Source organism: Rhizobium sp. 05N430, assembly GCF_056396985.1.
In genome coordinates this window covers 33,848-57,195 of sequence record NZ_JBFTMO010000010.1, presented here as the reverse complement: position 1 = coordinate 57,195, position 23,348 = coordinate 33,848, and the positions used below count along the sequence as shown (strand labels likewise).

Sequence of the window (23,348 nt, the reverse complement as noted above, 5' to 3'; positions counted from 1 at the left end):
ACGTATGAAGGGGGCCGTTGCCGACAAGGTCGATCCGATTTTTTCGACCGTTATTGACGGCCGCCTGTCATTCGTCGATGCCAAGCCGCATAAGACGTCGTCTTTGCCATGTGACGATTGAGATCAGGCGTGCCGTCATCCCACCACACCGGCCCCCGCTCGCCGAGCGCAATCTTCGCAGCATCGATCGCCTTGCGCACCGCACGCAGCCGCATATCGTCGTCGCCGGCTTCCTTTACCGCCCTTCGAGCAGCCATCAGCTCCGCCACCAAGCGAGTGCGCGTTTCTTCGGGAAGGCTTGGGTTCGTCTTTCGCCAGAGCCGGCCGCGCACAATGATGTATCGGCCGTCGGGTGTCTGTAGAGGTGTGTTCTGCGCTGCCATCAGCCGTGCACCAGGGCTGCCAAATCAAGCTCGATCATGACGGGCGCATGATCGCTCGTGTGTTCCCAGCCCCGAGGCTTCCTGCGCACTTCTGCCGATTGGAGTGACGAGGCGATGGCCGGGCTGAGCAGGAAGTGGTCGATCCGCAAGCCGGCGTCGCGCTCGAACGAGTTCCTCCAGTATTTCCAGAAGGTGTAGATGCGCTCGTGCGGATGCAGATGCCGGACGGCATCGGTCCACCCCTGTGCTACGAGATCCGCATAGGCCCGGCGGACTTCCGGCCGGAACAGCGCGTCGTCCAGCCACCGCTCCGGCTTGTAGACGTCGATATCCGCCGGCATGACGTTGTAGTCACCGGCCAGCACGACTGGCACCTCCAGTTCGAGCAGCTCCGCGGCGTATTCCTGAAGTCGTCGAAACCACGCGAGTTTGTAGTCCCACTTTGGGCCGGGGGCGGGATTCCCGTTCGGCAGATAGAGCGCCCCGATGAGGATGCCGTCGACGGCGGCTTCGATATAGCGGCTGTGCGCGTCGCTCGGATCGCCGGGCAGCCCCTTTCTGGTAAGATGGGGCTTCTGACCTCGCGTCAGGATCGCGACGCCATTCCAGCTCTTCTGCCCGTTCCAAACCGCGCCGTACCCGGCTTTCTCAAGCTCCTCTCGTGGGAATTTATCATCGGCGGTCTTCAGTTCCTGAAGGCAGACAACGTCGGGCCTGTCCTCCTTCAGCCATTTTAGGAGGACAKGCAATCGGCCCAAGACGCCGTTCACATTGTACGTGGCAATTTTCAAAAAAATTCCCCCGATAGAGCGTTTGAGCCTGTCCGGTGAACATCGGCAGATCGTCGACCAGTGCCGACTATAGTCTCATCGAGTGGGTCGGCTTCGTCAGCGCGTCGCTCCGAATACGAAGGCGAGCGCAGCGACGATTGCGACCGCCGCGATGGGACGCTCGCGGATCCGCGCCTCGATGTCCTGCACGTAACCGCGGACTTCGGACTTGGCGAGCGACTTGGCTCCCGAGGCGATTTCGCTTGCGGTGTCGCCCAGGCGATCAACGTCCCGTCCAAGAGCGCGAACGCCATCTCTCCCGGCGCGGACACCGTCGAACGCAGGACGACCTTCGCCCGTCGATCGGAGCGCCTGGTCGACCAGCGCATAGTCATCCTCACCTTCCGGCTTCTGCCTCACGCGGTCGGCAGCGTCAGTGTCTGTTCGACCGGAGGGCACTGTGGTGTGCGTGGCGGAAACCGGATCCGACGCGGGGAAGGTGTCTTCAAGCCCAGTCTCGAGATCGCCCTTCGAAGCTCGTTTGCGCTGGGCTTCCTGCTCGATTTCCATCGATCGTACCGCGGGGGAATTTTTAGGGTCTGGCATTTCCGTTCTCCTTTGTGGGGAAGGAAGTCCGGCGTCGTCCCTAAGTTCCATCGCGCCTAACAAACTTTATCTCATCGTTGACCTGGTGGTGCTAAACCAGTCCTTCGCCGCCGATCCTGCATACGCACAGACGACACGAACCAGCCGACCTATCATTTCCTAACACCCGACCACCAATGCGTCCGGTCCGGGGGGCGAGCTACGTGTTCGAAACGGAACAGGGCCGCGTTGGAAGAGGCGCGAACGCCACTTAGGAGATGGCGGCCGGGCGTCTTCCGACCGCCGACTTCGACACGATCTCCGTCGGGGTTTGAGCAGAGCACACCAGTTTGCGCCCGCAGATTCTCGACGAGAAAGACAAAGCAAGCAATCCCCATCTCTAGTAGCGAGGCGCATGAAGGCGAAACGAGGAGAGCCCAACAATGACGTTTGACCTTCAGGGCAGGTCAGTTCCGCAAAATCGGCCGCACACCACGAGGTAGCGCGCGTCCGGCGTTACAGAGGCCCGAGCTCGTTGACGCTGCTGTTACCGGCTGCCCGGCAGGCTCTGGGGCTGATCAAGATCATCGATCGAATGGCTCTGGCTCATTCCGTCTTCCACCGGCCGGTCGCCTTCGCAAGCGTCTCACGGATGACCGTTGGGAGGTAGTCGAAATGTTCGTCCACCAGCTCGCACGAGCGAACCTTGGGTGAAGCTGGACCGGCCCTCCTCAGATATTGGCCGATGTCCGCGGAGGCGATGGTCGCCGCATCGGACTGGAATACCCCATCTTTCGAACCACCCGCCTGTTGGTCGCAGTCCGTGTTCCAGCCGTCCAACCACCGGAGATCCGCGAGCTACTCTCGCGACTGGCCCCCAGCGCGGAGAGTCGTTTTTCGCGGAAAAGCGAAAACGGCTCGCCGTCATTTGAACGGGAGAGATAATCATCCTGCAGTGTAGCTGTGCAGGCGTAATCCATATTGGCAAATTGTGAGAAAGTGCGACCTTTAGCATGCTCAGACAATGGAAACGCTGCCGTCTCGCCTACGATTATCTTGGATCGTCGCCATCATGCTCTTCACCTTCGCTGGGATGTGGATGATCGATGAGTTCTTCATCAACGTCGAGCAAGAGGTTGAATATCTGCAAGACGAGGAGTGAGCAGGAACCTGTTTTGGTGCTGTTGTCACGCTTGCGTCACGCGACGCCGTTCATCTTTTGTGATTAATTATCCGCGCTGATGCGACCTGGCGGACCACCCGGGAGCATTTCGTGGGACGTACCTGTATGTCGTGGCGAGCTTTTTAGATCATTCGCTCGCGCGATGCTGGAACGAATTCCTCTCCTCGGCCCTTTGTCATCGGGCTCCTGGAGGAGGACATGTGATGGTATGGCTGATTGGAATTTCGATTGGACTATCGTTGCCCTGGATAATTCGTTGGAACGCGCTTCTGAACGCCTTCTGTTTCAACGGACCAAGTTCAGGGTTCGCGCTCTGGGGGTTGATCAGCATCATCACGATCCCGATTTCGACCGTTGCAGCTTTCTTCGCCCGCGAAATGCTTTGATGGAACATCGGACGGGCGTGGAGGTAATCCGCACGCCATCACGGAACATTTGCCTCCAGGGTTGATTATAGCGCGCGAACAGAACCCATTTGCGAGATACACATGAAGTTAAGTGAGCTGACTGAAATCTATCGCCGCGGCGGGCGTAAAGAGCTTATCAGCGCCATGGAGGAATTCTCGCAAGCTGAAAAGGCCCAGATGCTTGAGGACATAGGATTGGCGCCGCGCATCGGCCCTGGACGACTTCCGGAGAAAACCGGGCCGGCGGTGGACGTGCAGCCCGGTGAAGACGAGAGTTACTGATTTTGTCGCCCGGGCTTTCGTCTCCGGCATGGTATCTTCAGAAATGATTGGGGACGCTAGGACGTCTTGCGAATTTTCACACCCATGAGCCGATGATATTCATCCTCCGCTGCTCCGTAGGAGCCTTTGGCTTCGTCCATCAGGCCAAGCCGGTTGACGACAATAATCTTGCCGCGATTAGCGCGGATGAACCCCTTGCCCTCCAGGATATGAACCGCAACCGTAACCCCGGGGCGCCGCACGCCGAGCATGATCGCCAGAAATTCATGGGTTAGCGAAATCGCGTTGCCATCCATCCTGTCGTGAACCATGAGAAGCCAGCGCGCGAGACGCTCCTCAAGCTTGGCATGGGCGTTGGCAAGGACGGTCGAGGACATTTGCGCCAGAAATGCCTGAATGTAGGCAAGCAGTTTACCGCGCAGCGTTGCACTGGTATCGATAACCTCCTGTAGCTTTGTGGATGTGATACGATACCCAGTACCTGATACCTGCATGAAGGTCGTATTCGGCGATTGCTCGCCACCAAGCACAATCGCAGCACCGGTCATGCCTTCACGCCCGGCAATCCCCACGTCTATATCCCGCCCGCCCGGTAGTCTGGCGACGATCGACGCCAGTCCTGATTCCAAAAAGACGACGTAATCGACCGGCGCGTGGGCTTTTTCGATCTGATAGGGAATGTCCAGCGTCACGAATTCGAGATGGGGAGCGAGAAGCGTGAGGTCGCTTGTGTCGAGGCTTTTTAGCAATTCGTTCCGGTATTGACGCTCGTCAGTCGGCATTCTCATCCCCACAGCGTTCGGAGTGAATCCGACTCGATGCAAGGGAACCTAATGACTTGAAAATACAGAACAACCGACTGTCTTTTACCGTACAAAGAGCAATGCTTAAGGAGGCGACATGGGCCGCCTGCCCTCGCCCTCATGTCTGAAAGCTCGCGCTCCAGCCGCTGCTGCGCCTGCCCACTGGAACAATTACTCTCTCCCAATGTTTCAGATGATCAAACGGAGAACATCGAAATGCACAGAACCATCAAGTTTATACTGATCGGGCTCGCTGCAATGAGCGGCCTGACGGTTGCTCCGGTTATCGCCGGGGCACAGGACATGGAATTGCGAGTCGGACCTGGCGGTGTCGGGATTTATGACCCTAATCGTGACGATGACCGATATGATCGCAGACGAGACCGAGGATGCGATCCGGACGACGCGCTTGACATTGCCCGTGGTGAGGGCCTTCGTCGTGCGCAGATCCTGCGCGTCACGCCCCGAAGCATCGTCATTCAGGGGTATACCCGTCGCGGCCCGGAGCGCATGCAGTTTGCCAACCGTCGCGGATGCCCGGAGATCACCCGGCGGTAAGGGAACGAAGCTAGGCATGAGCGCTGCGATGCTCTTGGAACTGCGTCTTTCAGTCAGCGCTCTATCCCCTATTGCAGGCTCCGGTTTTTGCTGGGGCTTTCTCTCTAGAACGAAATTGAGAGCACCGTCAGGCGCTGTACGACCCCCAGTCGTTCATTAAGTGGCCGCTGCGATTCCTGATATGTTCTTTGCCACTCATTTCCACAAGCAAATCGTTCGCTGATCTGGGTTTTCGACGTTACCGTCGAGGACGGCAAGCTGAGGGCGATCATGGAATACATTGATGCCTAGGCGCTTGACCGCGCATCAGCTTGGTGGTTCTTGCGCGGAAAGCGACTGGCGCAAGCAGCTGGTCAAAATTGGGCGTCGAAGAACAAGCGCGGCTATCACAGTCTGCGAGGCTAAGGATGTGGGTTGTCCGCCGCCCGAGTTCGGGGCACGTCCAGCTCTATGGTGGCATTCGGCAAAGGACGGGCCGCCGCCCGCTCCCAATCTCGACGAACACCCAGCGACTGACAGCGGGGAACATCCTGGCGGCCAAACTGTTCCTGCATGACACGAACATGGAGGAACTGAAATGTCTGAAGACCTAAAGGTTGGATTCACTGGGGCTCCGTCAGAACCTGCTACCGGCGTCCGTAAGGTCGCCAGTGACGCATTGGATGCCGTGAAGCGGGAGACGAGCGCCGTCGCGGCGGGCGCGGTCGATCACCCGCACACAGCCACCAGTCTTTTTCTCGGCGTGGGCGCACTGGCATTCGTGGTTGGTTATGTGTTTGGCCGTGGGTATGGGAATGACAGCTCCTCTTGGCGATAGCCGAGCTGTTAGGCTCCCCGCCTCGCTCCGCTCGGGAGCCGCGGGTTAAGGTCAGTCACCTGTCGCAAACATTGCAACAATGAGCCTCACCCGCTCGGCGCGGTGCGAGGCCCTTATTCGACCGTGGCGTTCAAGCTCTGCCAATCCGTGTAAAGCTGCCCAGAAATATTCTGTCGCGACCTCGGGGTCAGAGCAAAACGGTTCCACGACGACCATCATAGCGCCAAATGTATCTCGCAGCACTTTGGGCGTATCGGACTTGGCGAATCGAAGGCCACTCGGCAGGACGAACATGGCTTCGTACAGAGCTGGCCTTTCGAAAGCGAATACGAGATAGGCCGTCGCAACGTCTCGGAGGGCGTCTATCGGAGGTGCGCCGTCGCGGACAGAGGCCCGCAACGTCGGGCCTAACTCCGCAAAGCCCTCGAGCGCGACCGCGCCGACGATCGCGTCGCGATTTTCAAAATGGGCGTACAGGACCGGCTGACTGTATTCGATCTCTTGTGCAAGGCGTCGTACGGTGACGGAAGCCCAACCATCACGTTGCGCTAGCGTTCGCGCCGCGGCGACGATCCGCTGTTCCCGTTCCAGTCTCTCACGCTCTTTTCGCTCGCTGATACCCATTCTTTCGCCCTCGATCCATGCACGAGAGACTTTAGTGACCCTAATTAATCAGGGCAATGGTTGACAATCTAGCATCGCTAGATTTAAGTTCATCGCTATAGTAACTGGGCGATTAAACCGAAGGGTCTTTCCAAATGTCCTACCTCATATCGTTTTCACCGGGCGATGCGGCGACACTCGCGGCCGCTGCGGCATTTCTCGTGGGCAGCATCGTCAACGCCACCGCCCTTAAGACAATCCGCGATGAATTCGTCCGGTACGGATTTCCATGGTGGTGGTGCTGGGTTACCGCTTTGCTGGAATTCACGACAGCCATTCTCCTCGTCCTCCGTCCGACATTTGCGATCGGCGCTGCGCTAGGATCATGCATTATGATCGCCGCAATCTTCGCTGTCGTCCGAGCACGTGACTTCCGTCACACCCTGGCGCCGGCAGTCTTCCTACTTCTGCTCATGATCGCGATTACTGTCCAGGTCTCATAACCTCGGCGACAAGCCTTTAACCTCAACCACCATCAAACAGAAACACTTCGAAACCGCGCCGACTTCCGTCGGCGAGGCGCAAAAGCACGGCTAAAGGAGCCAGGCATGACCATCCACTCACCTTCAAGTATCGTCGTCGTTTATCATTCTGGCTACGGCCATACCCACCGCATGGCTGAGGCGGTCGCCAAGGGAGCCGGAGCAGCGCTCCACGCCATTGATGCCGAGGGTAACTTGTCGGAACACGGATGGGCGGCGCTCGATGCGGCCGATGCCATCATTTTCGGCGCACCGACCTACATGGGCGGACCAAGCTGGCAGTTTAAGAGATTCGCCGATGCATCTTCGAAGCCATGGTTCTCCGCAAAATGGCAAGACAAGATTTTCGGTGGATTCACGAACAGCGCCAGCCTCAACGGTGACAAGCTAAACACGCTGCAATACTTCGTTCTTCTGGCGGGGCAACACGGTGGTTCCTGGGTCAGCCTGGCTATCAAGCCATCAAACATCAAGGCGTCGCTACGAGACGATGTAAATCGGATGGGATCGTATATCGGCCCGATGGCGCAATCTGACGCCGACGCGCCCCCCGAGGAGATGTCGGTCGGCGATCTTGAAACCGCACGTCTATACGGGGCGCGAGTTGCTGGAATTGCGCGACAGTATATGTCCACTCGATGAGTTCGACCGAGAAAGTTGGCAAAGCTCCGTACCCTTCCGCGCTATCCGCGGTAGGGTTTTGAGCAGCCACTCCCATGGCCACTTGGGCGACACCCGACGGCCTATCTCAACGGCCGAGGTGGCTTAGCCCTTGGCCGCCTTGTCGTAGCGTACAGACGCAGCCTCGATGTGAGGCCCATTTTCGAGCGACCATGCGCAAAGCGCTTCGAACGGCTCGCGGAGCGAATGGCCAAGCGGCGTAATCGCATACTCGACGCCGATCGGTTGCGTTGACAATACGGTCCTTGTCACAAGGCCGTTCCGCTCGAGCCGCTTCAATGCATCGGCAAGCGCCTTGTGGGTGATTCCGTTCAGACGCCGTTTGATCTCGTTGAAACGCGAAGGTTTCGGGCAGATCACAGTGAGGATCAAGATTGTCCACTTGTCGGCGATCTTGTCGAGAACAGGACGCACAACGGTCATGTTGTTGAGAGCGCACTGAGAAAGGGTTTCGAGGTCGGTATACTGGTCCATATCTAAGCTACTCAAGGTGCGTAATTGATATCAGATTTACGACGTATATCATCTTCGGACCATCAATAGGAAGGCAGGACGTATAATGGCCCGTATGCAGGACAAAGTCGCGCTCGTCGTAGGCGGCGCAAAGGGAATTGGTTTGGCGATCGCGAACCGGCTGGCTGCCGAGGGAGCGAGTGTCTTCATCACTAGCCGTCGGATTGAAGATGTCGAAAAGGCTGCCGCCGAAATCGGCGATAAGGTAGTGGGCATCGCGGCAAACGCAAGTTCTCCAGAAGACATGGTAAACGTCGTGGCCCAAGTTCAGCAGGCGAATGGACGTATCGATGCGCTCGTCCTAAACGCCGGAATTTCAGAGCCCGCCCAAATTAGCGAGGAAACGGTTGAACATTTCGACCGTCACTTCGACGTCAACGTACGAGGGACGGTTTTCGCTTTACAGGCAGCTTTGCCGGCAATGCAAGAAGGGAGCTCAGCCGTGCTCATAGGTTCAATCGCGGATGTCGCTGGCATCCCGGCCTACGGCACGTACGCCGCGACAAAAGCTGCGCTTCGATCCTATGCGAGGACATGGACGGCCGAACTGGCCAGCAGGGGTATACGGGTAAATGTCGTCGCTCCTGGGCCTACTGATACTGAGATGATGGCAGCGGTGCCTGAGGACGTCCGCGAGGCCTTGATCGCGCCCATACCCTTGAGACGGATGGCACGTCCAGCTGAAATTGCAGCGGCAACGCTGTTCTTGCTGAGCGACGAGGCGAGCTATATCGCCGGCGCTGAGCTGTGTGTCGACGGGGGCATGCGCCAAGTGTAGGAATTCTAACTGAACAAATTCGGACGTTCCAGCTCCGCCTGGAGCGTCCTCCATCGTCAATTAAAATTCCGGCTTTTCACCTTCAGAATATCGATGTGCCATTCCGGTGTGCCGTGTCTTTACGGCCGCCCGATCAAACTGGGCGATTAGGTGAACCTGTCGCCCGACCGCTGTAGTCCGCTGGAGCAAATTGGGCGTGTCTGATCTTTGGTGATTTCGCAAGGTAGTCCGCCCGATGGGCGCCGCGATGTCGCCAAGATCTTCCGCATCGCGAAGTGATATGAAAATCCGACGAGCGACGTGTTCCCGCAGCTGTTCGATGACGCGATCCACGCCTGGCGGACCGGCAAGTTCGAGGGTGAGAGCGTGTTTTAAGCTGAGGATCCGGGGCCCGGTCGCGCAGCGCTCGGAGGTGGACGCCGAAGATGCTGACAAAGCCGAGGATAATGCACCCTCCGACATGCCGGAGGAACGCCGATCAAGCCCGATGATGCCGGCATCCGCATCGATCTGAAGAGGATCCGGGGGGCCAAAAGTGATGTTAGTCAAGATCGGACGTTTGTTAGATTAAAGATAGACGGCATTTCACCTTAAATTGGACGGTCATTGATTTAAGAGTGGCCGTATGACTGATCATTCGAATTCGAAGCCCCGACGCGAGCCTCTGTGCATCCGTCTGAGACTGAAGCCTGCCGTCCTCAGAGCGCAGCCATGGAGCGGGTCGCAAGGCCGCTAGCAAGCGGAAGGACGGGCGGTGTCAGGACGCCCGTTGGAGACCGATAGCAGCAACGCCCAGTAATCCACCATCGCCAACTGGCCTTGATCCAAAGCCAGGTGCTTGCTCCCCGACCCTATAGTTCAAGGGTTGGCGGCTTCAGTGATTGGCATCCTGCTGTTCATTCTCTGCGATGATCACCATGCCTGAATATGCCACCAGTGTACCGTCTCGCGTATGAAACGCTCTGCCGAAGGCCGCGACGGCTTGATAGGTGTGTTCAAAACTACGAACCCGGTAAACTTGCTGCTGCGGGATGTCCGCCACGATCGTATCTGTTATCGCTTTTGCCAGTGCTGGCCGGTCCTCGGGATGAACTTTGTCAAGGTAGGAATCAAGGGGTAAGCCGTGTTTGGCGTCACCTGGGTCGACACCAAAAAGACGAGCGACAGCGCCGTCAGCAAACACGAGATTAGACCGTATATCCCAAGTGTAGATGCCCGGCTCGCCCGGCGATTCTACGCCCACTTCAGTCGAGAATACTCGGCCAACTCCAATGGACATTGCTGCTCCCCTTGAATTGTTAAGGAGAAGCTAATGCTACGTCGAACAACTTCAAGACGCATGGACGTTGTGTCCAAACTATCGTTCAGCTCGATTTGGCTGCTAGACGATTTAGCATTTCAACCAAGTCCGACACCGATCTGGCATTTGATTTTTCTTGAATCACGTCATCGGACACATGTCCGTTTATTAGGCCAGAAAGCCGGTTCAAATGAGTTGATAGTGCAGATTGGTGAGACGTCTTCTTCGGCAGCGCCGCCGCGCCCCTAGACTGTTCTAGGAGCCGTGCGAGGATCTTCTCAATACCGTGCCTCTTGGTGTTTATATCGGATAACATGGACGTGCCTCAAATCGGTGTGAAGTGTCCTTATATTCAGATCGTGACACTTATGCCAGAACAATAGAATGACATTCAATTTACCGGGCCTATCAATCTAGGGTCACTGACGGAGCGTCGGTTGAAATATCATTGGGAGCCTTTGGAACCAGCGGGGAATGCCGACAAGCCTTGGTTTTGTGAGGAACGACGAAATCGGCACTCATTTTACCGACGTAGACATGTCCGGAAGCGTTTTGTCGCCAAGCCAGCTTCGGGTTCAAGTTACTTGAGTTGATCGCCTCTACAGCTGCTTAATCAAACAGTTCAGATCGGCTTGGTTGCTGCGTGAGCCCCACTGGCGCGCCCCGCCGCAAGCGATATGGTCACGCAAGGTGGCAACCCAACGGACGGCTGACGTCGTTACAAACTGATCGTGATAAGGCGGCGAGGTTTTAATGTACTAGCAAGCCAAGTCCCGGCTTCAACTCAACCCGAATAAAGCTCTGGAACCATTGTGCAACTCCCTCGTTTCATGCTCGCAAGATATTCATTTCAAAAGGAGTTTTCATCATGGGTCGCGGCATTCTACTCTGGCTTCTCGGTGTTCCTCTACCGATCATAATCCTTCTCGCTCTTTTTGTAAGATAGGGGTCAAAGATGTCTCTTTTGGAATCACAGGGAGGTATTCCCGTCGAATCCTCCAGATCCGCCATCTCATGGGGCCCGATTTTGGGGGGCGCTTTCGCGGCCATCGGCGTCACGCTCATTCTCTTACTTCTTGGCTCTGGTGTTGGCCTGACGATGGTCTCGCCCTGGTCTGGGGAGAGCAGCTCCGCGGCCACCGTAGGTATTACAGCCGCGATCTGGCTTGTCGTCGTTCAATGGCTCTCTTCGGCGCTTGGCGGTTACTTGACTGGACGGCTCCGGACGAAATGGGCAGCCATCCATACTGACGAAGTCTTCTTCCGAGACACTGCCCACGGCTTCATCAGCTGGGCCATATCGACGGTTTTCGTGGTGGGTTTTCTGGCTTCGTCTCTAACCTCGCTGGCAGGCGCGGGCGCAAGTGCTGCAGGTGCTGCGGCAACGGCGGCTGGAGCGGCTACAGCGGCGTCCACCACTTCGACACAACCCGATCTCGCGACTTCCTATTTCACAGATGCCCTTCTGCGGCCTGAGCGCGTCAGCACGAATGCTTCAAGGGACGACGGCGCGGCTTCGGCCGAGATTTCGAGAATTCTGTTGAACGACGCCGCGAAGGGCGAGATTCCGGAAGGCGACAGGACCTACATCGCGAGCATCGTTGCCGCTCGGAGCGGATTGTCAGAGGCGGACGCCCGTACTCGGGTAGACGCGGTCCTCAAGCAAATCGACGACGCTAAGGTTGCCGCGCAGACTGCTGCTGACAAGGCAAGAAAGGCCGCAGCTACGACGGCGCTTGTCGGATCGATCTCACTTCTCATCGGTGCCTTTATTGCTAGTGCCGCTGCAGCTCTTGGCGGTCGCCAGCGCGACGATGAAGAGGATGTCCTCCTGATGGGCCGCGGCCCGTTCGCGTAATCCGTGGGCAAAATATTCCGTCGATGGTGTCACCATCGACGGATTTCCCTCCTATGCAGGTGTTCCCACCGTTTCCACACGAAGTTATAACTGTTACGGCGCTTTCCGTGGCTTACGTTTGCAAAAAAAACCGTGGGTAGGAGACCCACGGTTTCATATTTTTTCTGAGGACAGTCGGCCCCCCCTCCGCCGCGTATGTCACACAGGAGCTACGGCGCCTCCATGGAGCCCACCCAACAGCCAGAGAACGATCAAGACGACGACAATCAGACCGAGGACGCCGCCGAGCCCGCGGCCTCCATAACGGCCGTGAGCATAGTAGCCGCCGCCGCCGCCTAGCACGAGGATTAACACGACAATAATCAAAAGGGTACTCATGCGTTTTCTCCGAGTTTCTACGAATCAAATGACTTCGACCCGGACCTAAAATGACAGCATTCGCGGCCCAGCTACCGTAAACACTGGACACGCTGGGATTGTTCCCGCTCTAGGCGATCTCCAAGAATATCCGGTCGGCGACGAGAACACATCAACGAGCCGTTGAACATTCCCGCGCCAATGCCGTTCGAGCTGACTCAAGAGTGTTACCGATGAGGGGCGGCTATGGAATTCCGTCCGCAGAACCACCATATCTCATCCAAGCGGCAGCAGTCCCTTCGAGAGGGCCATTGATAGCGCTGCATCACCACAGAAGCACAGGAGAACATCATGACTGACGCCAAGGGCGCACCTGCGTCCGAAAAACCTTACGACGCAATCACGCTAGCGAAGAAACACAGGATCCCCGTCGAGGACGCACAGACGATCATCGAGGAGCACGGAGACAATCGGAAGCTCGTCGACAAGGCCGCCAGGCGCATCGCTGCCTAGCTCGCGGGTCAAGGAGTTCGACCATGACTATACAGAAAGGAAGGGCAGTCGAGGCTGCGTTGACGAAGACGCAGCGCGATGCAGTCACTGCGATCCGACGGTTTCGTCACCAACGGAAAGTCGGCAGTACGTGGCTGGTCGGAGACCGTCGTCTCTCTCGGGGTGTCATTTCTGATTTGGAGAAGATGAGGCTTGTCCGAGAGGTGCCGGCAGGCGGCAGTCCCGTCCTCACCTACATCGGTGAAGGCGACTGAGACCATAGCGACGTTGCGGCGGGGCCATCGTCCGAGAACAGTATCTGAGCGGATTCGCAAATGCCTCGCAAGTGACGCCTTCTTCCTGCTTTCGATGGGGCAAGCTCTCCCCACATCCTTTCCACTGTCTATCCACAGGGTATCCACAGGCTAACTGATTGATCTCAGGGCGCTCTCGCCTTTCGCCGCCATGGTGTGGATAAATCGCGTGCGACTAAATGGTAACAGAGGGCTTTCCATTGGCCGAAACGGGATTCCGTTTAAGTCTCGATAGGACTATGGTCGCCAACGCTTTCCTTGAGAGCAGGCGGCGGACCTCGGAGAGCGCGGCGGCGAGCACTCGATGCTCCCGCCGCTTCCGCGCCCTGGCGAAACGGCCATCTTCCACTGTCTACGACCTGAAGTCGAACTCCACTCGCCGAGCTTCGTACTGGAATCAAAGTCTGAGCACGATTCCGTAAGTCATTGAAAAATGATTCGTTTCGAGTCGGAACGAATCAGGCTTGCACGTCTTTGAGTCACGAACCAAGTGATTCGGAGTAAAGCGTATGGCATCGGCACACCGCGCCCAATGGAAGGGCTTCCTCAAATTTGGCGAAGTGAGCTGCGGCGTCGCGCTGTACACGGCTGCGTCCACAAGCGAGCGCATCACTTTTAACACCATCAACACGGCGACGGGTAACCGCGTCAACCGCGTGTTCGTCGACAGCGAGACCGAAGAACGAGTCGAGCGGGAATCTCAGACCAAAGGCTTCGAGATCGAGAACGGGCAGTACATTATCATTGATCCCGAGGAAGTTGCGGCAACGATCCCGGAAAGTAACAAGGCGCTGGAGATCGATGCTTTCATACCCTGCGCCGAGGTCGACGATGTGTATTTCGACAAGCCTTATTACCTGACTCCGGACAAGATGGGGGCCGACGCGTTCGTGGCCCTTCGCGACGGCATGAAGAAGTCGAACGTCGCAGCCATCGCCAGAGCTGTTTTGTTCCGCCGGGTGCGCTCGGTGTTGATCCGCCCCCATGGCAAGGGTCTGATCGCAACCACCATGAACTACGACTACGAGGTCCGATCCTCGAAGAAGGCGTTCGAGGAAGTTCCCAAGCTGCAGATCGAGGGTGAAATGCTCGATCTCGCCAAGCACATCATCAGCACGAAGAAGGGCACGTTCGATCCGGCAACGTTCGATGACCGCTATGAAGCCGCCCTCGCCGAATTGGTGAAAGCCAAAATCGAAGGCAAGGCGCTGCCGAAGGCGAAGAAAATTGAAGTCTCGAAGCCAAACGACCTGTTGGCCGCGCTCCGCGAAAGTGCTGGCCTGCTGAAGTCTGGGGCTCCAACCCAGTCTAAACCGAAACGCACTGCGGCCAATGCCAATCAGGGCACTGGTCGACAGCGCGCCGCGCGCGGGGTGGCCGCGAAGGCCGCCTCCTCCAAGGCCGCTCCGCAGCGCAAGGCAAGCTAGGGAGATCGATCGATGGCACCCAAATATTATTGGAAAGGCTACCTCAAGCTCTCGCTCGTCACCTGCCCGGTCGCGATGACCCCGGCGACGTCCGAGTCCGAAAAGGTCCGCTTCCACACTCTCAACAAAGACACTGGAAACCGGGTTGTTTCTCAGTACGTAGACTCCGTGACCGGAAAGGCACTGAAGCAAGGCGCAGAGGCCAAAGGCTATGCTTGTGGTGAGAATGACTACCTGATCCTCACGGACGACGATCTCGACCGCGTCGCTCTCGACACCGTTAAGACCATCGACATCGAGAAATTCGTCCCTGCGGATTCGATCGAGTGGGTTTATCTGGAGAAGCCTCACTATCTTACCCCCGATAACGCCGTCGGCAACGAGGCCTTCGCGGTTATCAGAGATGCCATGAAGTCGGACAACGTCGTCGGCGTCTCGAAACTCGTGATAGGACGCCGCGAGCGCGCTGTTATCCTCGAACCCCGCGAGGAAGGCATTGTCCTGTGGTCACTCCGTTTCGGCGACGAAGTGCGCCCGGAGGAGAGCTATTTCGAGGACATCGAGGACGAAGCCGATCCCGACCTGATCCCGCTGGTACAGAAACTGATAAAGCAGAAATCGGCACACTGGTCGCCCGACATGGTCAGCGATCCAATACAGACGAGCCTGCTGAATCTGATAGCCGAGAAGAAGAAGGCGATGAAGCCGAAGAAGGCGGCCAGAGGCAAACGTTCGGATGCCGCTCCGAAGGATAACGTCCTCAACATAATGGATGCTCTGAGGAAGAGCGTCGATGCCGATCTCCGAGGTAGGAAGGCGGCCTCATCCCATGCATCTTCTTGAAACCAAAGTCGCTCACGAAAAGACAGGGTGGCGCGTAGACTTTCTTGGCGACGACGGGGAGTTGGTGTCGATCAAGGTCGCTGACGGGCACGCATTCAGCGAGGAAGAGGCCATCGTTCACGCCAAGGAGGTAATGGTGCAACTGACTGCATTTGGCACCCGCGGTGGCGGTCGAAGCATTAACGCCTATGACGCTGCGAGCAATGGCAACTTCGACGACGAGCCGCCGTTCGGTACTTGGCACTGATATGTGACATTTGGCAGATGGCACGCGTGAATGAGACGTTTTTTCCTCACACGCCTGATGTCGCGGCTTCACGCTGCCTTCAAGCGAAGCTGTGCCTGGGGCAATGGTGGCTCGCTTGATGAAGGTGAATGGCATTATCGCTGAAGATCCGGAAGACGACAGACGCTAATTAAAGCGCCTTTTACAGTTCCAAAAAAGCGCGGCCGCTTTGGTCGTTCCGGGCACGGTCGGGCTACGATCTCGGAATAGTGCGACGGCGTACCAACACTGTCACGAAAGCATCGCCCAAATGCAGAGACGCAAATCTGGCTGCCATATACCTACCCCTTGACTATTGCTTCATGAATGGCGCGCGCGACCTCAGGCTTGTCGCTCACCGAGATAGCACAATATGGTTGGCCCCGCTCAGCACTAAGGGCATGAAAGGCAAAAAGCGCTGCAAGTGGAGCATGCCCGTAACACCGTGTCTGAGTTGAGGTTCCAGGTGAATAAGCCTTCTACGCCAGCACGTGTGAGTGCCGCATCGCATTTCATCCATCCTTGTCTGCGTCGCGTCGCCTTCCTGTCGAGTCAATCGGTGGGAACAGACCGCTCTCGCCGTCGTTACTGCATGAATATGGAGAAGAGCATGACACGCTACCTTGACACGCCGGCTGCCGCGGAGCCGCCAAAGCCTGACATAAACACGCACATCCGCACCAATCCCAGGGTGAAGGGGATACTATGGACGGCGGGAATTGGCATGGGACTTCTCATCGTGATCGCTACTGTGATTTCTCATGTCCTATAAGGATGCCAGATCGGTCGATAGCCGCACCCATGTCAGAGAGGATCGATACCAGGCAATCCCGGGCGAGGACGGCTGGACGGTGGTGGATCGCTTGAGCGGTCTTCCAGCGGCTTCCAACGGCCGCGACTTCATCAAACTAAGAAAAACAGACGCGCGCGACATTTCAAATGAACTCAATAATTGCGAAAGAGAGGGCAAGCCCAGCCCGCTACTGTAAATTCTCTGATCGACGATTTCCGCATCGGTGCTTGCACGGGAAATCCACATACTTTGATAACTGAGCGGCCCGCCGGCAGCTATTCCGGGGTGTTGGGCCGCTTTGAGGCTTCTTCGTAACGGCGGATGTCAGGGCGCCATTCAACTGCCTTTGACGATCGCATAAATTATTTTACGGAAAACCAGCGACCCAACTACTGGAGAAAAGCATGCGCTCGGGATCGCCATCGAGGTCCTCGGTGATATCGAAAGCAATTAAGCGCTCGACGACCCCATCGAAGTCATGCATCCGCAATGCGAGATGCCAGCTGTTGCGATCAATCGCCGGCCACTTACGGGACGTTCCTTCGTGGTCTACCGCGTAGGATAGGGGCGAAGTTTTGAGATCCGCCGTGATGATCGATGCGTGATGCAGAGCAGGAACGGGATTCTGTCTTCGAACCGCCAGCGCGCAATGCGAGGTCAGGGACCAGAACCATCTAGTGACCAGCACTTGCAGACCGTCGTTTCGGTTGTCCGATACGTTCGAAAACCCATCCGCTCGTAGTACGCCTGTGCAATGTCGTTGGCTATTCCGATAAAGGCCTCGATTTTCTCAAGCCCCGCTTCGATGGCCGCCTGTCGGGTCGTCTCGAACAGCTCGCGCCCGACACCAGTCCTGGCTGCGTCTGGAGAGACATGCGTGCCGACGATGCCCCATCCAACTGGCGTGTCATAGGGATTATCATCAGTCGCTCGGATCAGCGATTGAAAGCCGAGTAGGTTTCCGTTGTCGTCCTCGGCCAGGGAACAGCGGATGCCAGCCGGATTGTCGATATAATGCTCGCGAACGAATTCGACGTCTGCTCTTGCCGTCCGCTTTCCGGCAGCAACCAGCTGCTTGAGCATTTCACTCATAGGAAGAGCGTCTTCAGCCTCTGCAGTCCGAATCTTCACTGTAACCTCGCTCCGGAGCTGTGGTGATCGACCGCCGGCCGTCTCAATATGTCGGCCGCACCGGGAATGTAGGTCGAGACAGCACGACCACGCTAGAGTTGACGACCCTGGTTTTGAGCCTGTTCCAGTGCCAGCGCGTGGCGTTCTTTCTTTGCCTCGCGTCTACGCTGTTCCGCTGTCAGGAAATTTCGTGCCGTTTGCGCGAAGCTTTGACGCGGCTCGTGTTTCCGTAAGTTGGAGAAGTCGCTGGGCTGTGATGCCGAATTTTCGGTCATGGGTGTTTCCTCAATTGCCGGGAGAGAACGCGCCAAGCAGTGAAAGGGTACGGCGTCTGCCTGATTTTTTCATGAGGATGGTATTKTCGTCACGATCGGCCTTCCATCGCCTGGATCATCCATCGTATAGTCATCCATTGCAGGCGGCGGCACGTCGTTTTTGACCGCCTGCTCCGGCAGGATTTTATGCGCTGGATTGCCACCATGCGCGAATTGACGCGCAGACTTCTTTGCTCGGCTTGCCTTCAGGTCGATGCCGTTGTCTTTGTTGCGTGACATCTTTGTGCTCCGTCTGCGACTTGATTCCGTCATGAACGGCAAGGAAGGAAATTCGTTCCGTGCGGAGTGGCCCGCGAAAAGGAAGAGAAGTGCGTCTCTCACTCGGCCAATGCCTGAATTTCAGGCGTTGACCCTACATCCTGTCGATCTTCCCAAAATGAGCGGGTAAATCACGTTCGCCAAATGTCGTCGTAATACATCACAAGTGGCTGGGATCAAGCGGTAGAACCCGATCTTGAACAAGGTCCGTTACCGACACGGCTTAGCGACGCTGGGCACTGCTACCCAGCTATTCTGGCGCCGTATATCTGATTGTTGATCTGAATAAAAGCCGGCGAACTGATATCCCACTCGAGCCTACGTGTCACGCGGCTCAGATCTGGCGCGCTGGTAACGAAGCGCTCGTCGTAACGGAGATAGAGTGTCTCGAAGAAACTGGTCGTTGCAAGCGGGCTGGTTTCAGGGGGGAAAGGTTCGAAAAGCTTGTTCTTGGTGGGGCCTTCCATTTCGACCAGGCCGAAACCGATTGCTTCATAGCGGCTGACATCGTCACGGATCCCACGGCGCCCGACGAGCTCGCGCAGCGCATTGTGGAAGCGGACGATCCCGGCCACCGGCTCGCCGCCGATTGCAATCGCAATGTCGTTGGCCGCCAGGGCCTTCGCGGGGGCAGTCGCATTGCTGACGTCGTCAACAGCTTCGGCAGCGATATCGAGCGCGCGTTCCGTTTGTCGGTTTGCCCGCAGCAGGACGAGATAGCCGAGGACGAGAGCCGGATAGGTGATATGCAAGTTGGTGCATTCGCCGATCGTCTCTTCCATGCGATTGGTCAGGTTACGGAACGCACCGGTTACGCCCTTGCAGGAGACAGCGAGTACGGGGCCGATCCCTTCCCTGGTCACGACAACATCGACGTTCTTGGTTTTCAGGCCGCCGAGCACAGTTCGTTCGCCGCCGCCGGCGACGGATGGATCATAGTGGAGAATGGGCACGCGGCCAGATTTGCGCTCTACCCGAAATGGCGGTCGCGGCGTGATGTCGACTGGATCGAAGCCTCCCTCGATCACCAGCCGGCAGGCAACATACCAATGCAGAGGCTTGATGTGGCTAGCACTTTGCGTCTTGCCTGAGAATTCCGCGAATTCCCTGAGCGCGTCTGCTTCGGTCGTCCAACGGCAGACATTACCTTCGATTTCAGTCGGCATAGTGTCTCCAGCGCTGAAGCGTCTGGATGGAGTCCAATATTGCCTCGGAGGACTTCTTGCCTACCACGCGACCAGCCGGAAAGAGGATGTTGCCGGCTTCACGCGGCTCCAGCTTCAGCATTCCACCTCCAAGCGCGTGGCCTTCGATCTCGCAGCTCAACCGGACGAAAGGCGTTTCCCACGAGGGGAGGAGTTTCGCTGCGAGCTTACGGTCGCGCAGCCTCACAGCGTGGACACTGTTTGTGCAGGTAACACCTGCGTCGTTTTTGACAAGGCTCGCTGCGCGGCCCGACATGTACTGAAGGATGTAATCGGGCTCCTGGACATCGGGAACCGAATACCAGGGGTCCCTCACCCGGCATTTATAGGCTTGCCGGGCTTCCCGACCAGGATTGCTATTGAGATAGCGCCTGACTGTGGCCGGCACTTCCTGTCCGCGGCTGATTTTGAGCAGCAGCATTGCCTGGTCATTGGCCTGCCAGTCCGTCACCGTAGATTGGGTGATAGCGTCTTTCGGGAGCGAGCGCGCGTTGCGCACCGAGGGCTTGAGGAACTGTGTTGGGATCCCAAGTTTCTCAGCCAGGGACGGTTTCAGGTGGAAGAAGTCGTTGTCGCCGCTAACATAGCCGATCCCAACGGCTGCGAATTCCGAAAACCGACGGCTGTCCGGGTCCGCCGCGGCTACCTGATAAATCCCTCTTACCTCTTCCGAAATCAGGTACGGCCGCAATCTGCTATTCCAGATAGAACGCCACTCTCCGACGTTGACAAAGGTAGTTGCCGCGGGCGGTTGTGCGGCCGGTCTGTATTGATCTACAACTGACAGCTCGATGCGATCGGTCTTTTCGCCGAAGCCGTCGGCATAGAGAAGCCAGCAATCTTCGGACAGTTGCGGGAAGAGCTTCTGGCGCACGGCGACGATTTTCACCTGCCGGAACGAGGCGACGAGATACTCGATTAGCGGCGCAGCATAAGGAGCGTGGCCGATCTCGGCCGGCACGACAAAAGCCAGACGGCCGCCGGCCTTCAAAAGCGTAGCTGTCGACACCAAGAACGGCGCCCATGATGATGTCAGGCCGCTGAAGCGTGCGCCATGCGATAAGCAGTGGGCGAGAGCGCGTTTGCGCATGTCGCCCTTGAAGGTCTGGTAGCGGATGAATGGCGGATTGCCGGCTGCACACTCGAAGCGTTCCGACGTCTCCGCCGCCCAGGTGAAGAAATCGCCCTCGTGCACGAGCGACCAGGGAGCGCGGTCCATGGCAGAGCGCGCTGATACGAAGTCCTGCTCGATGCCGACGGAATTGCGGTGGTGGACAAGGAAGTTGCCATCGCCGCAGGATGGATCTAGCAGCCGATCGTCGTCATGACGCAGCGCCCAACGCACGAGGGCGGCCGCAATATCATCCGGCGTGAAATACGCGCCCGATTGCTTCTGCGGCGGTCGAATCGATTGTCCTGTGTCCATGGCGCCACCTTAGGGAAATGGGAGTGCTTTTCAAACATAGACGGGCATGAGTTTCAAGAACATAAATAGAACGAGCGTCTGTTAGCCTCGAAGCTTTTTTTGCTTGAAGGTGGCCGGTTTGGAATTGGGGACGAACTCGCCATTCGTCCTTTTGAGAGATTTCGTCGAGAGTAAACCGTCAGCCGACAAAGACATGCAGTGCAGCCCGGCACCGTTGGACAGGAAGCGGCGATTGGTACTCAGGGAAACTCGAAGACGAGAGATTAGCGCTGAGGCCGTCTTGCTCCTCCGGCAGACCGAGGGCACCTGCGAACCGATAAGGGCCAGAAAGACAACAGATCGATCCAACCCAGCGCCACCATCAAACAAGCAAACCGCCAGAGCTCTGTTCAATGATGCGTAGCCCCGATCGGGGGATTGGTCCGTCCAAATGCGTAGTTTCAGCGCCAGACCCTGGAGCTAACAAGACCCAACGAGGACTGGCTGCACCGACGCACATGCGGCCGTAGCTCCTCGACCAGCAAGCCCGGATACGTTGCCGTCGCTGCTATGGCAATGCTTGTGCGGACAAATGAACAAGCTTCCATCTCGTCGAGGCATCCGCCATGATGGACGCTGCCTTTTACATGCGTCACAGTAGCTCTGTCCCAACCTATCGAACGAAACCCGCGTGATAGCTGGCGTCCTCTATCATGAGCACGTAAAATTGTTTTCTAACTCGGGCCACAGGCAACGGAAATCAATCTCAGAGTTGGCGCTCTTTTGCGGCCAGCTGAAGAGGATTTGCCGGCAGATGAACACTCGCAGCATGCCAAGATGGCGCTTTGCAACGTTACCGGAATGTCGTTCCTCTAGCCGCCGACACCCGGCGTCCAGCCCTCGCCGCCTGTCTTGGGGAAGAGCTCCGTCACATTGGAACCGTTGGCCGGAAGGGGGCCGGAAATTGGTTTAGCTCGCGATCGCCGTTCGCCGGCCGCCTGCACGACCGATGCCAACCCCTCGCGCTGCTGATAATAGTCAGGCTTCTCCGGAAGATGGAGTTCAAATTCAGCGCACATCCGCTCGATAAGGTCCATCGCCTTTGCGGCTAAAACCGCATATCCTTCCTGGCGACGTTCAAAGAAGCTGTCGAAACCGGGGCTCGAGAGATCGAGACTGTCCAGCGCATTCCCAAGGTTGGCGACGCGGTTGGAAAGCCACAGGGTCTCGTTGAAAAACTCGTCTCCGAGCAACATGATATCTTGAGCCGGCGGCAGAACCAGAATGGGGTCTGGAGTGTGAAAGACGAATTCACCCTCGTTGACGGGGTTAAACTCTGGCTCGTCGTTGGCTGCGGCGTAAGCGGCGCCAACGAAATCGTCCAAAGCAAGGACGGTCAGCATCGCGGACCTGCGCGCGGCCGCCTTCTCGACGCGTCTACGACCGCCACTCGCCCATCGTAACGCGCTCGGCACGATCGAACCGGCCGCAAAACCGCCCGCTCCGATGATTGCTCCGATCACCATGATGCCCTGCGTTGTCTCGAAAAACTGCGTCAACACCCACCTCGTAAAGTTCGAGAAGTGACTTGCATCGGTCGCACGCAGCACGGAATCACGACCGGCTTCTGCAGTGTGCCTCGCTTGGAAGCGATTGGAAATGCTTCTCTTAAAATGCGACCCGACCGGGCAGCTTTCAAGGGCCGGCCGCCATCATATCAGACAGAGTGAGCGGGCCTTGAGGCCCTTCATTCCACAATCGGCGCCGACCTGTCACGCGCGATTGCCGGCTGAGACGACAGAGAAGGCCGCTTTTCACGCACATCCGCCAATCRATTGGCTTTTCTCAGCTCTATTTGCAAGACCTGCTTCGTTTGGCCGAACCGGTCAGGGCCTTAGATATCAAGCGAATTTCAGGTGTTGAACCGCGCAAGCCTTCCCCGAAGCTCTGCGTTTTCCGTAATCAGCCGCGCATGCAGCATCTGCCGCAGGCGATAGTTCTCTGCTTCGAGTTCGGAAAGTTCGTCCGCACGCAGAACGGCAACCTGTTTTGCTCGTCGCTGCCGGACCGGCGATCGCGAAACACGTTCTGGCTTGCCGGGCTGTCTAGCGGCAGCAACGGTATGGACAACCTCATCCAGGCCGGCACTATCGGTTTGAGCGGTGCCATGCGCTAAAGCCTCACGCTGTGTCTCTCGTGCCTCTTCTTCAGCTGGTAAACTCAATGCTTGCTTTGCATTGCCTTCCGAAGACACGGACCTGTCGCGATGATCGGATGGAACCGCTTGGGGCAAGGTCTTGGCTGAAATAGCAGGCGCCGGCTCCTCGCCCCTGTCCGCTTCAGTTTCGCGCGTCAGCGCCTCAAGGGCAGTGCCGCTCCAGATGGAGGCTTTTGCGCCACGGGTTCGGCGGCGCGATTGCCTTACTTCGACAACGAAGGCTCGCTGTTGTCTTCTCATGT

Annotated in this window: 28 protein-coding genes and 1 pseudogene; 14 read left to right on the top strand and 15 right to left on the bottom strand. The window is 57.4% G+C overall.

The features are described 5' to 3' along the window. Positions 1 to 50: 50 nt before the first annotated feature. From AC1DJO_RS19905 to AC1DJO_RS19895, 3 genes are all read right to left on the bottom strand, one after another. A complete protein-coding gene (locus AC1DJO_RS19905) occupies positions 51 to 383 on the bottom strand; it encodes a hypothetical protein (RefSeq protein WP_112517526.1) in 333 nt (110 codons plus the stop codon). Next, the gene (gene xth, locus AC1DJO_RS19900) at positions 383 to 1,174 is read right to left on the bottom strand and encodes an exodeoxyribonuclease III (RefSeq protein ID WP_477972600.1); all 792 of its coding nucleotides are present in this window, start codon (positions 1,172 to 1,174) and stop codon (positions 383 to 385) included. The genes AC1DJO_RS19905 and xth overlap by 1 nt, the downstream gene beginning before the upstream one ends. A gap of 96 nt (positions 1,175 to 1,270) precedes the next feature. Next, on the bottom strand, positions 1,271 to 1,759 hold the full coding sequence (locus AC1DJO_RS19895; protein ID WP_112517525.1) for a hypothetical protein: 489 nt from the start codon (positions 1,757 to 1,759) through the stop codon (positions 1,271 to 1,273). Between the two features lie 1,003 nt (positions 1,760 to 2,762). On the opposite strand from AC1DJO_RS19895, the gene AC1DJO_RS19890 reads away from it, so the two are divergent. The 3 genes from AC1DJO_RS19890 to AC1DJO_RS19880 all read left to right on the top strand — a co-directional run bounded on the left by AC1DJO_RS19890 (position 2,763) and on the right by AC1DJO_RS19880 (position 3,610). Then, positions 2,763 to 2,900 carry a hypothetical protein gene (locus AC1DJO_RS19890; RefSeq protein ID WP_162702750.1) on the top strand — a complete coding sequence of 46 codons (138 nt, stop codon included), beginning with the start codon at positions 2,763 to 2,765 and terminating at the stop codon, positions 2,898 to 2,900. A gap of 224 nt (positions 2,901 to 3,124) precedes the next feature. Next, positions 3,125 to 3,307 carry a hypothetical protein gene (locus tag AC1DJO_RS19885; protein WP_112598156.1) on the top strand — a complete coding sequence of 61 codons (183 nt, stop codon included), beginning with the start codon at positions 3,125 to 3,127 and terminating at the stop codon, positions 3,305 to 3,307. A gap of 102 nt (positions 3,308 to 3,409) precedes the next feature. Continuing rightward, positions 3,410 to 3,610, top strand: a complete 201-nt coding sequence (locus AC1DJO_RS19880) for a hypothetical protein (RefSeq protein WP_112444226.1) — start codon at positions 3,410 to 3,412, stop codon at positions 3,608 to 3,610. 56 nt (positions 3,611 to 3,666) lie between these two features. Here AC1DJO_RS19880 and AC1DJO_RS19875 read toward each other — a convergent pair whose 3' ends face one another. Next, positions 3,667 to 4,392, bottom strand: a complete 726-nt coding sequence (locus tag AC1DJO_RS19875; RefSeq protein ID WP_112390498.1) for a Crp/Fnr family transcriptional regulator — start codon at positions 4,390 to 4,392, stop codon at positions 3,667 to 3,669. Positions 4,393 to 4,629: 237 nt separating this feature from the next. On the opposite strand from AC1DJO_RS19875, the gene AC1DJO_RS19870 reads away from it, so the two are divergent. Beyond that, the gene (locus AC1DJO_RS19870; protein WP_112390497.1) at positions 4,630 to 4,971 is read left to right on the top strand and encodes a hypothetical protein; all 342 of its coding nucleotides are present in this window, start codon (positions 4,630 to 4,632) and stop codon (positions 4,969 to 4,971) included. Between the two features lie 868 nt (positions 4,972 to 5,839). Here the strand turns inward: AC1DJO_RS19870 and AC1DJO_RS19865 are convergent. Next, positions 5,840 to 6,412, bottom strand: coding sequence for a TetR/AcrR family transcriptional regulator (locus AC1DJO_RS19865; RefSeq protein ID WP_112390494.1), 573 nt, complete (start codon positions 6,410 to 6,412; stop codon positions 5,840 to 5,842). 134 nt (positions 6,413 to 6,546) lie between these two features. Here AC1DJO_RS19865 and AC1DJO_RS19860 point away from each other — a divergent pair, with 134 nt between their 5' ends. Continuing rightward, a complete protein-coding gene (locus AC1DJO_RS19860) occupies positions 6,547 to 6,894 on the top strand; it encodes a DoxX family protein (protein ID WP_112538317.1) in 348 nt (115 codons plus the stop codon). A gap of 105 nt (positions 6,895 to 6,999) precedes the next feature. Beyond that, the gene (locus AC1DJO_RS19855; protein WP_112538316.1) at positions 7,000 to 7,575 is read left to right on the top strand and encodes a flavodoxin family protein; all 576 of its coding nucleotides are present in this window, start codon (positions 7,000 to 7,002) and stop codon (positions 7,573 to 7,575) included. A 123-nt stretch (positions 7,576 to 7,698) separates the two neighbouring features. Here AC1DJO_RS19855 and AC1DJO_RS19850 read toward each other — a convergent pair whose 3' ends face one another. Beyond that, the gene (locus AC1DJO_RS19850; RefSeq protein ID WP_112390491.1) at positions 7,699 to 8,088 is read right to left on the bottom strand and encodes a winged helix-turn-helix transcriptional regulator; all 390 of its coding nucleotides are present in this window, start codon (positions 8,086 to 8,088) and stop codon (positions 7,699 to 7,701) included. An 85-nt stretch (positions 8,089 to 8,173) separates the two neighbouring features. Here AC1DJO_RS19850 and AC1DJO_RS19845 point away from each other — a divergent pair, with 85 nt between their 5' ends. Both AC1DJO_RS19845 and AC1DJO_RS19840 read left to right on the top strand, forming a co-directional pair. Next, positions 8,174 to 8,905, top strand: coding sequence for an SDR family NAD(P)-dependent oxidoreductase (locus AC1DJO_RS19845; RefSeq protein ID WP_477972596.1), 732 nt, complete (start codon positions 8,174 to 8,176; stop codon positions 8,903 to 8,905). 291 nt (positions 8,906 to 9,196) lie between these two features. Continuing rightward, positions 9,197 to 9,280: pseudogene (locus tag AC1DJO_RS19840) on the top strand (conjugal transfer protein TraH); the annotation flags it as partial. Positions 9,281 to 9,779: 499 nt separating this feature from the next. On the opposite strand, the gene AC1DJO_RS19835 reads toward AC1DJO_RS19840, so the two are convergent. Next, positions 9,780 to 10,184, bottom strand: a complete 405-nt coding sequence (locus AC1DJO_RS19835; RefSeq protein ID WP_477972594.1) for a PAS domain-containing protein — start codon at positions 10,182 to 10,184, stop codon at positions 9,780 to 9,782. Between the two features lie 976 nt (positions 10,185 to 11,160). On the opposite strand from AC1DJO_RS19835, the gene AC1DJO_RS19830 reads away from it, so the two are divergent. Beyond that, positions 11,161 to 12,063 carry a hypothetical protein gene (locus tag AC1DJO_RS19830; protein WP_310295776.1) on the top strand — a complete coding sequence of 301 codons (903 nt, stop codon included), beginning with the start codon at positions 11,161 to 11,163 and terminating at the stop codon, positions 12,061 to 12,063. Between the two features lie 198 nt (positions 12,064 to 12,261). On the opposite strand, the gene AC1DJO_RS19825 is transcribed toward AC1DJO_RS19830, so the two are convergent. Next, positions 12,262 to 12,441 (bottom strand): DUF3309 family protein, encoded by a 180-nt coding sequence (locus AC1DJO_RS19825; RefSeq protein ID WP_112390487.1) that lies wholly within the window; start codon positions 12,439 to 12,441, stop codon positions 12,262 to 12,264. 330 nt (positions 12,442 to 12,771) lie between these two features. On the opposite strand from AC1DJO_RS19825, the gene AC1DJO_RS19820 reads away from it, so the two are divergent. The 5 genes from AC1DJO_RS19820 (at position 12,772) to AC1DJO_RS19800 (ending at position 16,750) form a co-directional block, all read left to right on the top strand. Next, positions 12,772 to 12,933, top strand: a complete 162-nt coding sequence (locus AC1DJO_RS19820; RefSeq protein WP_477972592.1) for a hypothetical protein — start codon at positions 12,772 to 12,774, stop codon at positions 12,931 to 12,933. A gap of 802 nt (positions 12,934 to 13,735) precedes the next feature. Then, the gene (gene ku / locus AC1DJO_RS19815) at positions 13,736 to 14,653 is read left to right on the top strand and encodes a non-homologous end joining protein Ku (protein ID WP_477972589.1); all 918 of its coding nucleotides are present in this window, start codon (positions 13,736 to 13,738) and stop codon (positions 14,651 to 14,653) included. Positions 14,654 to 14,665: 12 nt separating this feature from the next. Beyond that, positions 14,666 to 15,496: a non-homologous end joining protein Ku gene (ku, locus tag AC1DJO_RS19810; protein ID WP_477972587.1), complete on the top strand. Its 831-nt coding sequence runs from the start codon at positions 14,666 to 14,668 to the stop codon at positions 15,494 to 15,496. Next, positions 15,483 to 15,743, top strand: coding sequence for a hypothetical protein (locus AC1DJO_RS19805; RefSeq protein ID WP_112390483.1), 261 nt, complete (start codon positions 15,483 to 15,485; stop codon positions 15,741 to 15,743). The genes ku (AC1DJO_RS19810) and AC1DJO_RS19805 overlap by 14 nt, the downstream gene beginning before the upstream one ends. Positions 15,744 to 16,522: 779 nt before the next feature. Continuing rightward, positions 16,523 to 16,750: a hypothetical protein gene (locus tag AC1DJO_RS19800; RefSeq protein WP_112390481.1), complete on the top strand. Its 228-nt coding sequence runs from the start codon at positions 16,523 to 16,525 to the stop codon at positions 16,748 to 16,750. 461 nt (positions 16,751 to 17,211) lie between these two features. Here AC1DJO_RS19800 and AC1DJO_RS19795 read toward each other — a convergent pair whose 3' ends face one another. The 7 genes from AC1DJO_RS19795 to AC1DJO_RS19765 all read right to left on the bottom strand — a co-directional run bounded on the left by AC1DJO_RS19795 (position 17,212) and on the right by AC1DJO_RS19765 (position 23,346). Continuing rightward, positions 17,212 to 17,646: an N-acetyltransferase family protein gene (locus AC1DJO_RS19795; RefSeq protein ID WP_477972585.1), complete on the bottom strand. Its 435-nt coding sequence runs from the start codon at positions 17,644 to 17,646 to the stop codon at positions 17,212 to 17,214. Positions 17,647 to 17,777: 131 nt separating this feature from the next. After that, entirely contained in the window at positions 17,778 to 17,960 is a 183-nt protein-coding gene (locus AC1DJO_RS19790; protein WP_310295758.1) for a hypothetical protein, read from the bottom strand. Between the two features lie 69 nt (positions 17,961 to 18,029). Further along, positions 18,030 to 18,239 (bottom strand): hypothetical protein, encoded by a 210-nt coding sequence (locus tag AC1DJO_RS19785; protein WP_477972583.1) that lies wholly within the window; start codon positions 18,237 to 18,239, stop codon positions 18,030 to 18,032. Between the two features lie 281 nt (positions 18,240 to 18,520). Beyond that, complete coding sequence (locus AC1DJO_RS19780) at positions 18,521 to 19,444, bottom strand: hypothetical protein (RefSeq protein WP_477972580.1); 924 nt, start codon at positions 19,442 to 19,444, stop codon at positions 18,521 to 18,523. Beyond that, positions 19,434 to 20,909, bottom strand: a complete 1,476-nt coding sequence (locus AC1DJO_RS19775) for an N-6 DNA methylase (RefSeq protein ID WP_477972578.1) — start codon at positions 20,907 to 20,909, stop codon at positions 19,434 to 19,436. The genes AC1DJO_RS19780 and AC1DJO_RS19775 overlap by 11 nt, the downstream gene beginning before the upstream one ends. Before the next feature lie 851 nt (positions 20,910 to 21,760). After that, the gene (locus tag AC1DJO_RS19770) at positions 21,761 to 22,447 is read right to left on the bottom strand and encodes a hypothetical protein (RefSeq protein WP_477972576.1); all 687 of its coding nucleotides are present in this window, start codon (positions 22,445 to 22,447) and stop codon (positions 21,761 to 21,763) included. A gap of 353 nt (positions 22,448 to 22,800) precedes the next feature. Beyond that, a complete protein-coding gene (locus AC1DJO_RS19765) occupies positions 22,801 to 23,346 on the bottom strand; it encodes a hypothetical protein (RefSeq protein WP_162702748.1) in 546 nt (181 codons plus the stop codon). Between the last annotated feature and the right edge of the window lie 2 nt (positions 23,347 to 23,348).

Excerpts from the sequence above, each read along its gene's own strand:
- AC1DJO_RS19905 (WP_112517526.1), bottom strand. The coding sequence starts at position 383 with ATGGCAGCGCAGAACACACCTCTACAGACACCCGACGGCCGATACATC.
- AC1DJO_RS19895 (WP_112517525.1), bottom strand. The coding sequence starts at position 1,759 with ATGCCAGACCCTAAAAATTCCCCCGCGGTACGATCGATGGAAATCGAG.
- AC1DJO_RS19890 (WP_162702750.1), top strand. The coding sequence starts at position 2,763 with ATGGAAACGCTGCCGTCTCGCCTACGATTATCTTGGATCGTCGCCATC.
- AC1DJO_RS19885 (WP_112598156.1), top strand. The coding sequence starts at position 3,125 with ATGGTATGGCTGATTGGAATTTCGATTGGACTATCGTTGCCCTGGATA.
- AC1DJO_RS19880 (WP_112444226.1), top strand. The coding sequence starts at position 3,410 with ATGAAGTTAAGTGAGCTGACTGAAATCTATCGCCGCGGCGGGCGTAAA.
- AC1DJO_RS19875 (WP_112390498.1), bottom strand. The coding sequence starts at position 4,392 with ATGCCGACTGACGAGCGTCAATACCGGAACGAATTGCTAAAAAGCCTC.
- AC1DJO_RS19870 (WP_112390497.1), top strand. The coding sequence starts at position 4,630 with ATGCACAGAACCATCAAGTTTATACTGATCGGGCTCGCTGCAATGAGC.
- AC1DJO_RS19865 (WP_112390494.1), bottom strand. The coding sequence starts at position 6,412 with ATGGGTATCAGCGAGCGAAAAGAGCGTGAGAGACTGGAACGGGAACAG.
- AC1DJO_RS19860 (WP_112538317.1), top strand. The coding sequence starts at position 6,547 with ATGTCCTACCTCATATCGTTTTCACCGGGCGATGCGGCGACACTCGCG.
- AC1DJO_RS19855 (WP_112538316.1), top strand. The coding sequence starts at position 7,000 with ATGACCATCCACTCACCTTCAAGTATCGTCGTCGTTTATCATTCTGGC.
- AC1DJO_RS19850 (WP_112390491.1), bottom strand. The coding sequence starts at position 8,088 with ATGGACCAGTATACCGACCTCGAAACCCTTTCTCAGTGCGCTCTCAAC.
- AC1DJO_RS19845 (WP_477972596.1), top strand. The coding sequence starts at position 8,174 with ATGGCCCGTATGCAGGACAAAGTCGCGCTCGTCGTAGGCGGCGCAAAG.
- AC1DJO_RS19835 (WP_477972594.1), bottom strand. The coding sequence starts at position 10,184 with ATGTCCATTGGAGTTGGCCGAGTATTCTCGACTGAAGTGGGCGTAGAA.
- AC1DJO_RS19830 (WP_310295776.1), top strand. The coding sequence starts at position 11,161 with ATGTCTCTTTTGGAATCACAGGGAGGTATTCCCGTCGAATCCTCCAGA.
- AC1DJO_RS19825 (WP_112390487.1), bottom strand. The coding sequence starts at position 12,441 with ATGAGTACCCTTTTGATTATTGTCGTGTTAATCCTCGTGCTAGGCGGC.
- AC1DJO_RS19820 (WP_477972592.1), top strand. The coding sequence starts at position 12,772 with ATGACTGACGCCAAGGGCGCACCTGCGTCCGAAAAACCTTACGACGCA.
- ku (WP_477972589.1), top strand. The coding sequence starts at position 13,736 with ATGGCATCGGCACACCGCGCCCAATGGAAGGGCTTCCTCAAATTTGGC.
- ku (WP_477972587.1), top strand. The coding sequence starts at position 14,666 with ATGGCACCCAAATATTATTGGAAAGGCTACCTCAAGCTCTCGCTCGTC.
- AC1DJO_RS19805 (WP_112390483.1), top strand. The coding sequence starts at position 15,483 with ATGCATCTTCTTGAAACCAAAGTCGCTCACGAAAAGACAGGGTGGCGC.
- AC1DJO_RS19800 (WP_112390481.1), top strand. The coding sequence starts at position 16,523 with ATGTCCTATAAGGATGCCAGATCGGTCGATAGCCGCACCCATGTCAGA.
- AC1DJO_RS19795 (WP_477972585.1), bottom strand. The coding sequence starts at position 17,646 with ATGAGTGAAATGCTCAAGCAGCTGGTTGCTGCCGGAAAGCGGACGGCA.
- AC1DJO_RS19790 (WP_310295758.1), bottom strand. The coding sequence starts at position 17,960 with ATGACCGAAAATTCGGCATCACAGCCCAGCGACTTCTCCAACTTACGG.
- AC1DJO_RS19780 (WP_477972580.1), bottom strand. The coding sequence starts at position 19,444 with ATGCCGACTGAAATCGAAGGTAATGTCTGCCGTTGGACGACCGAAGCA.
- AC1DJO_RS19775 (WP_477972578.1), bottom strand. The coding sequence starts at position 20,909 with ATGGACACAGGACAATCGATTCGACCGCCGCAGAAGCAATCGGGCGCG.
- AC1DJO_RS19765 (WP_162702748.1), bottom strand. The coding sequence starts at position 23,346 with ATGAGAAGACAACAGCGAGCCTTCGTTGTCGAAGTAAGGCAATCGCGC.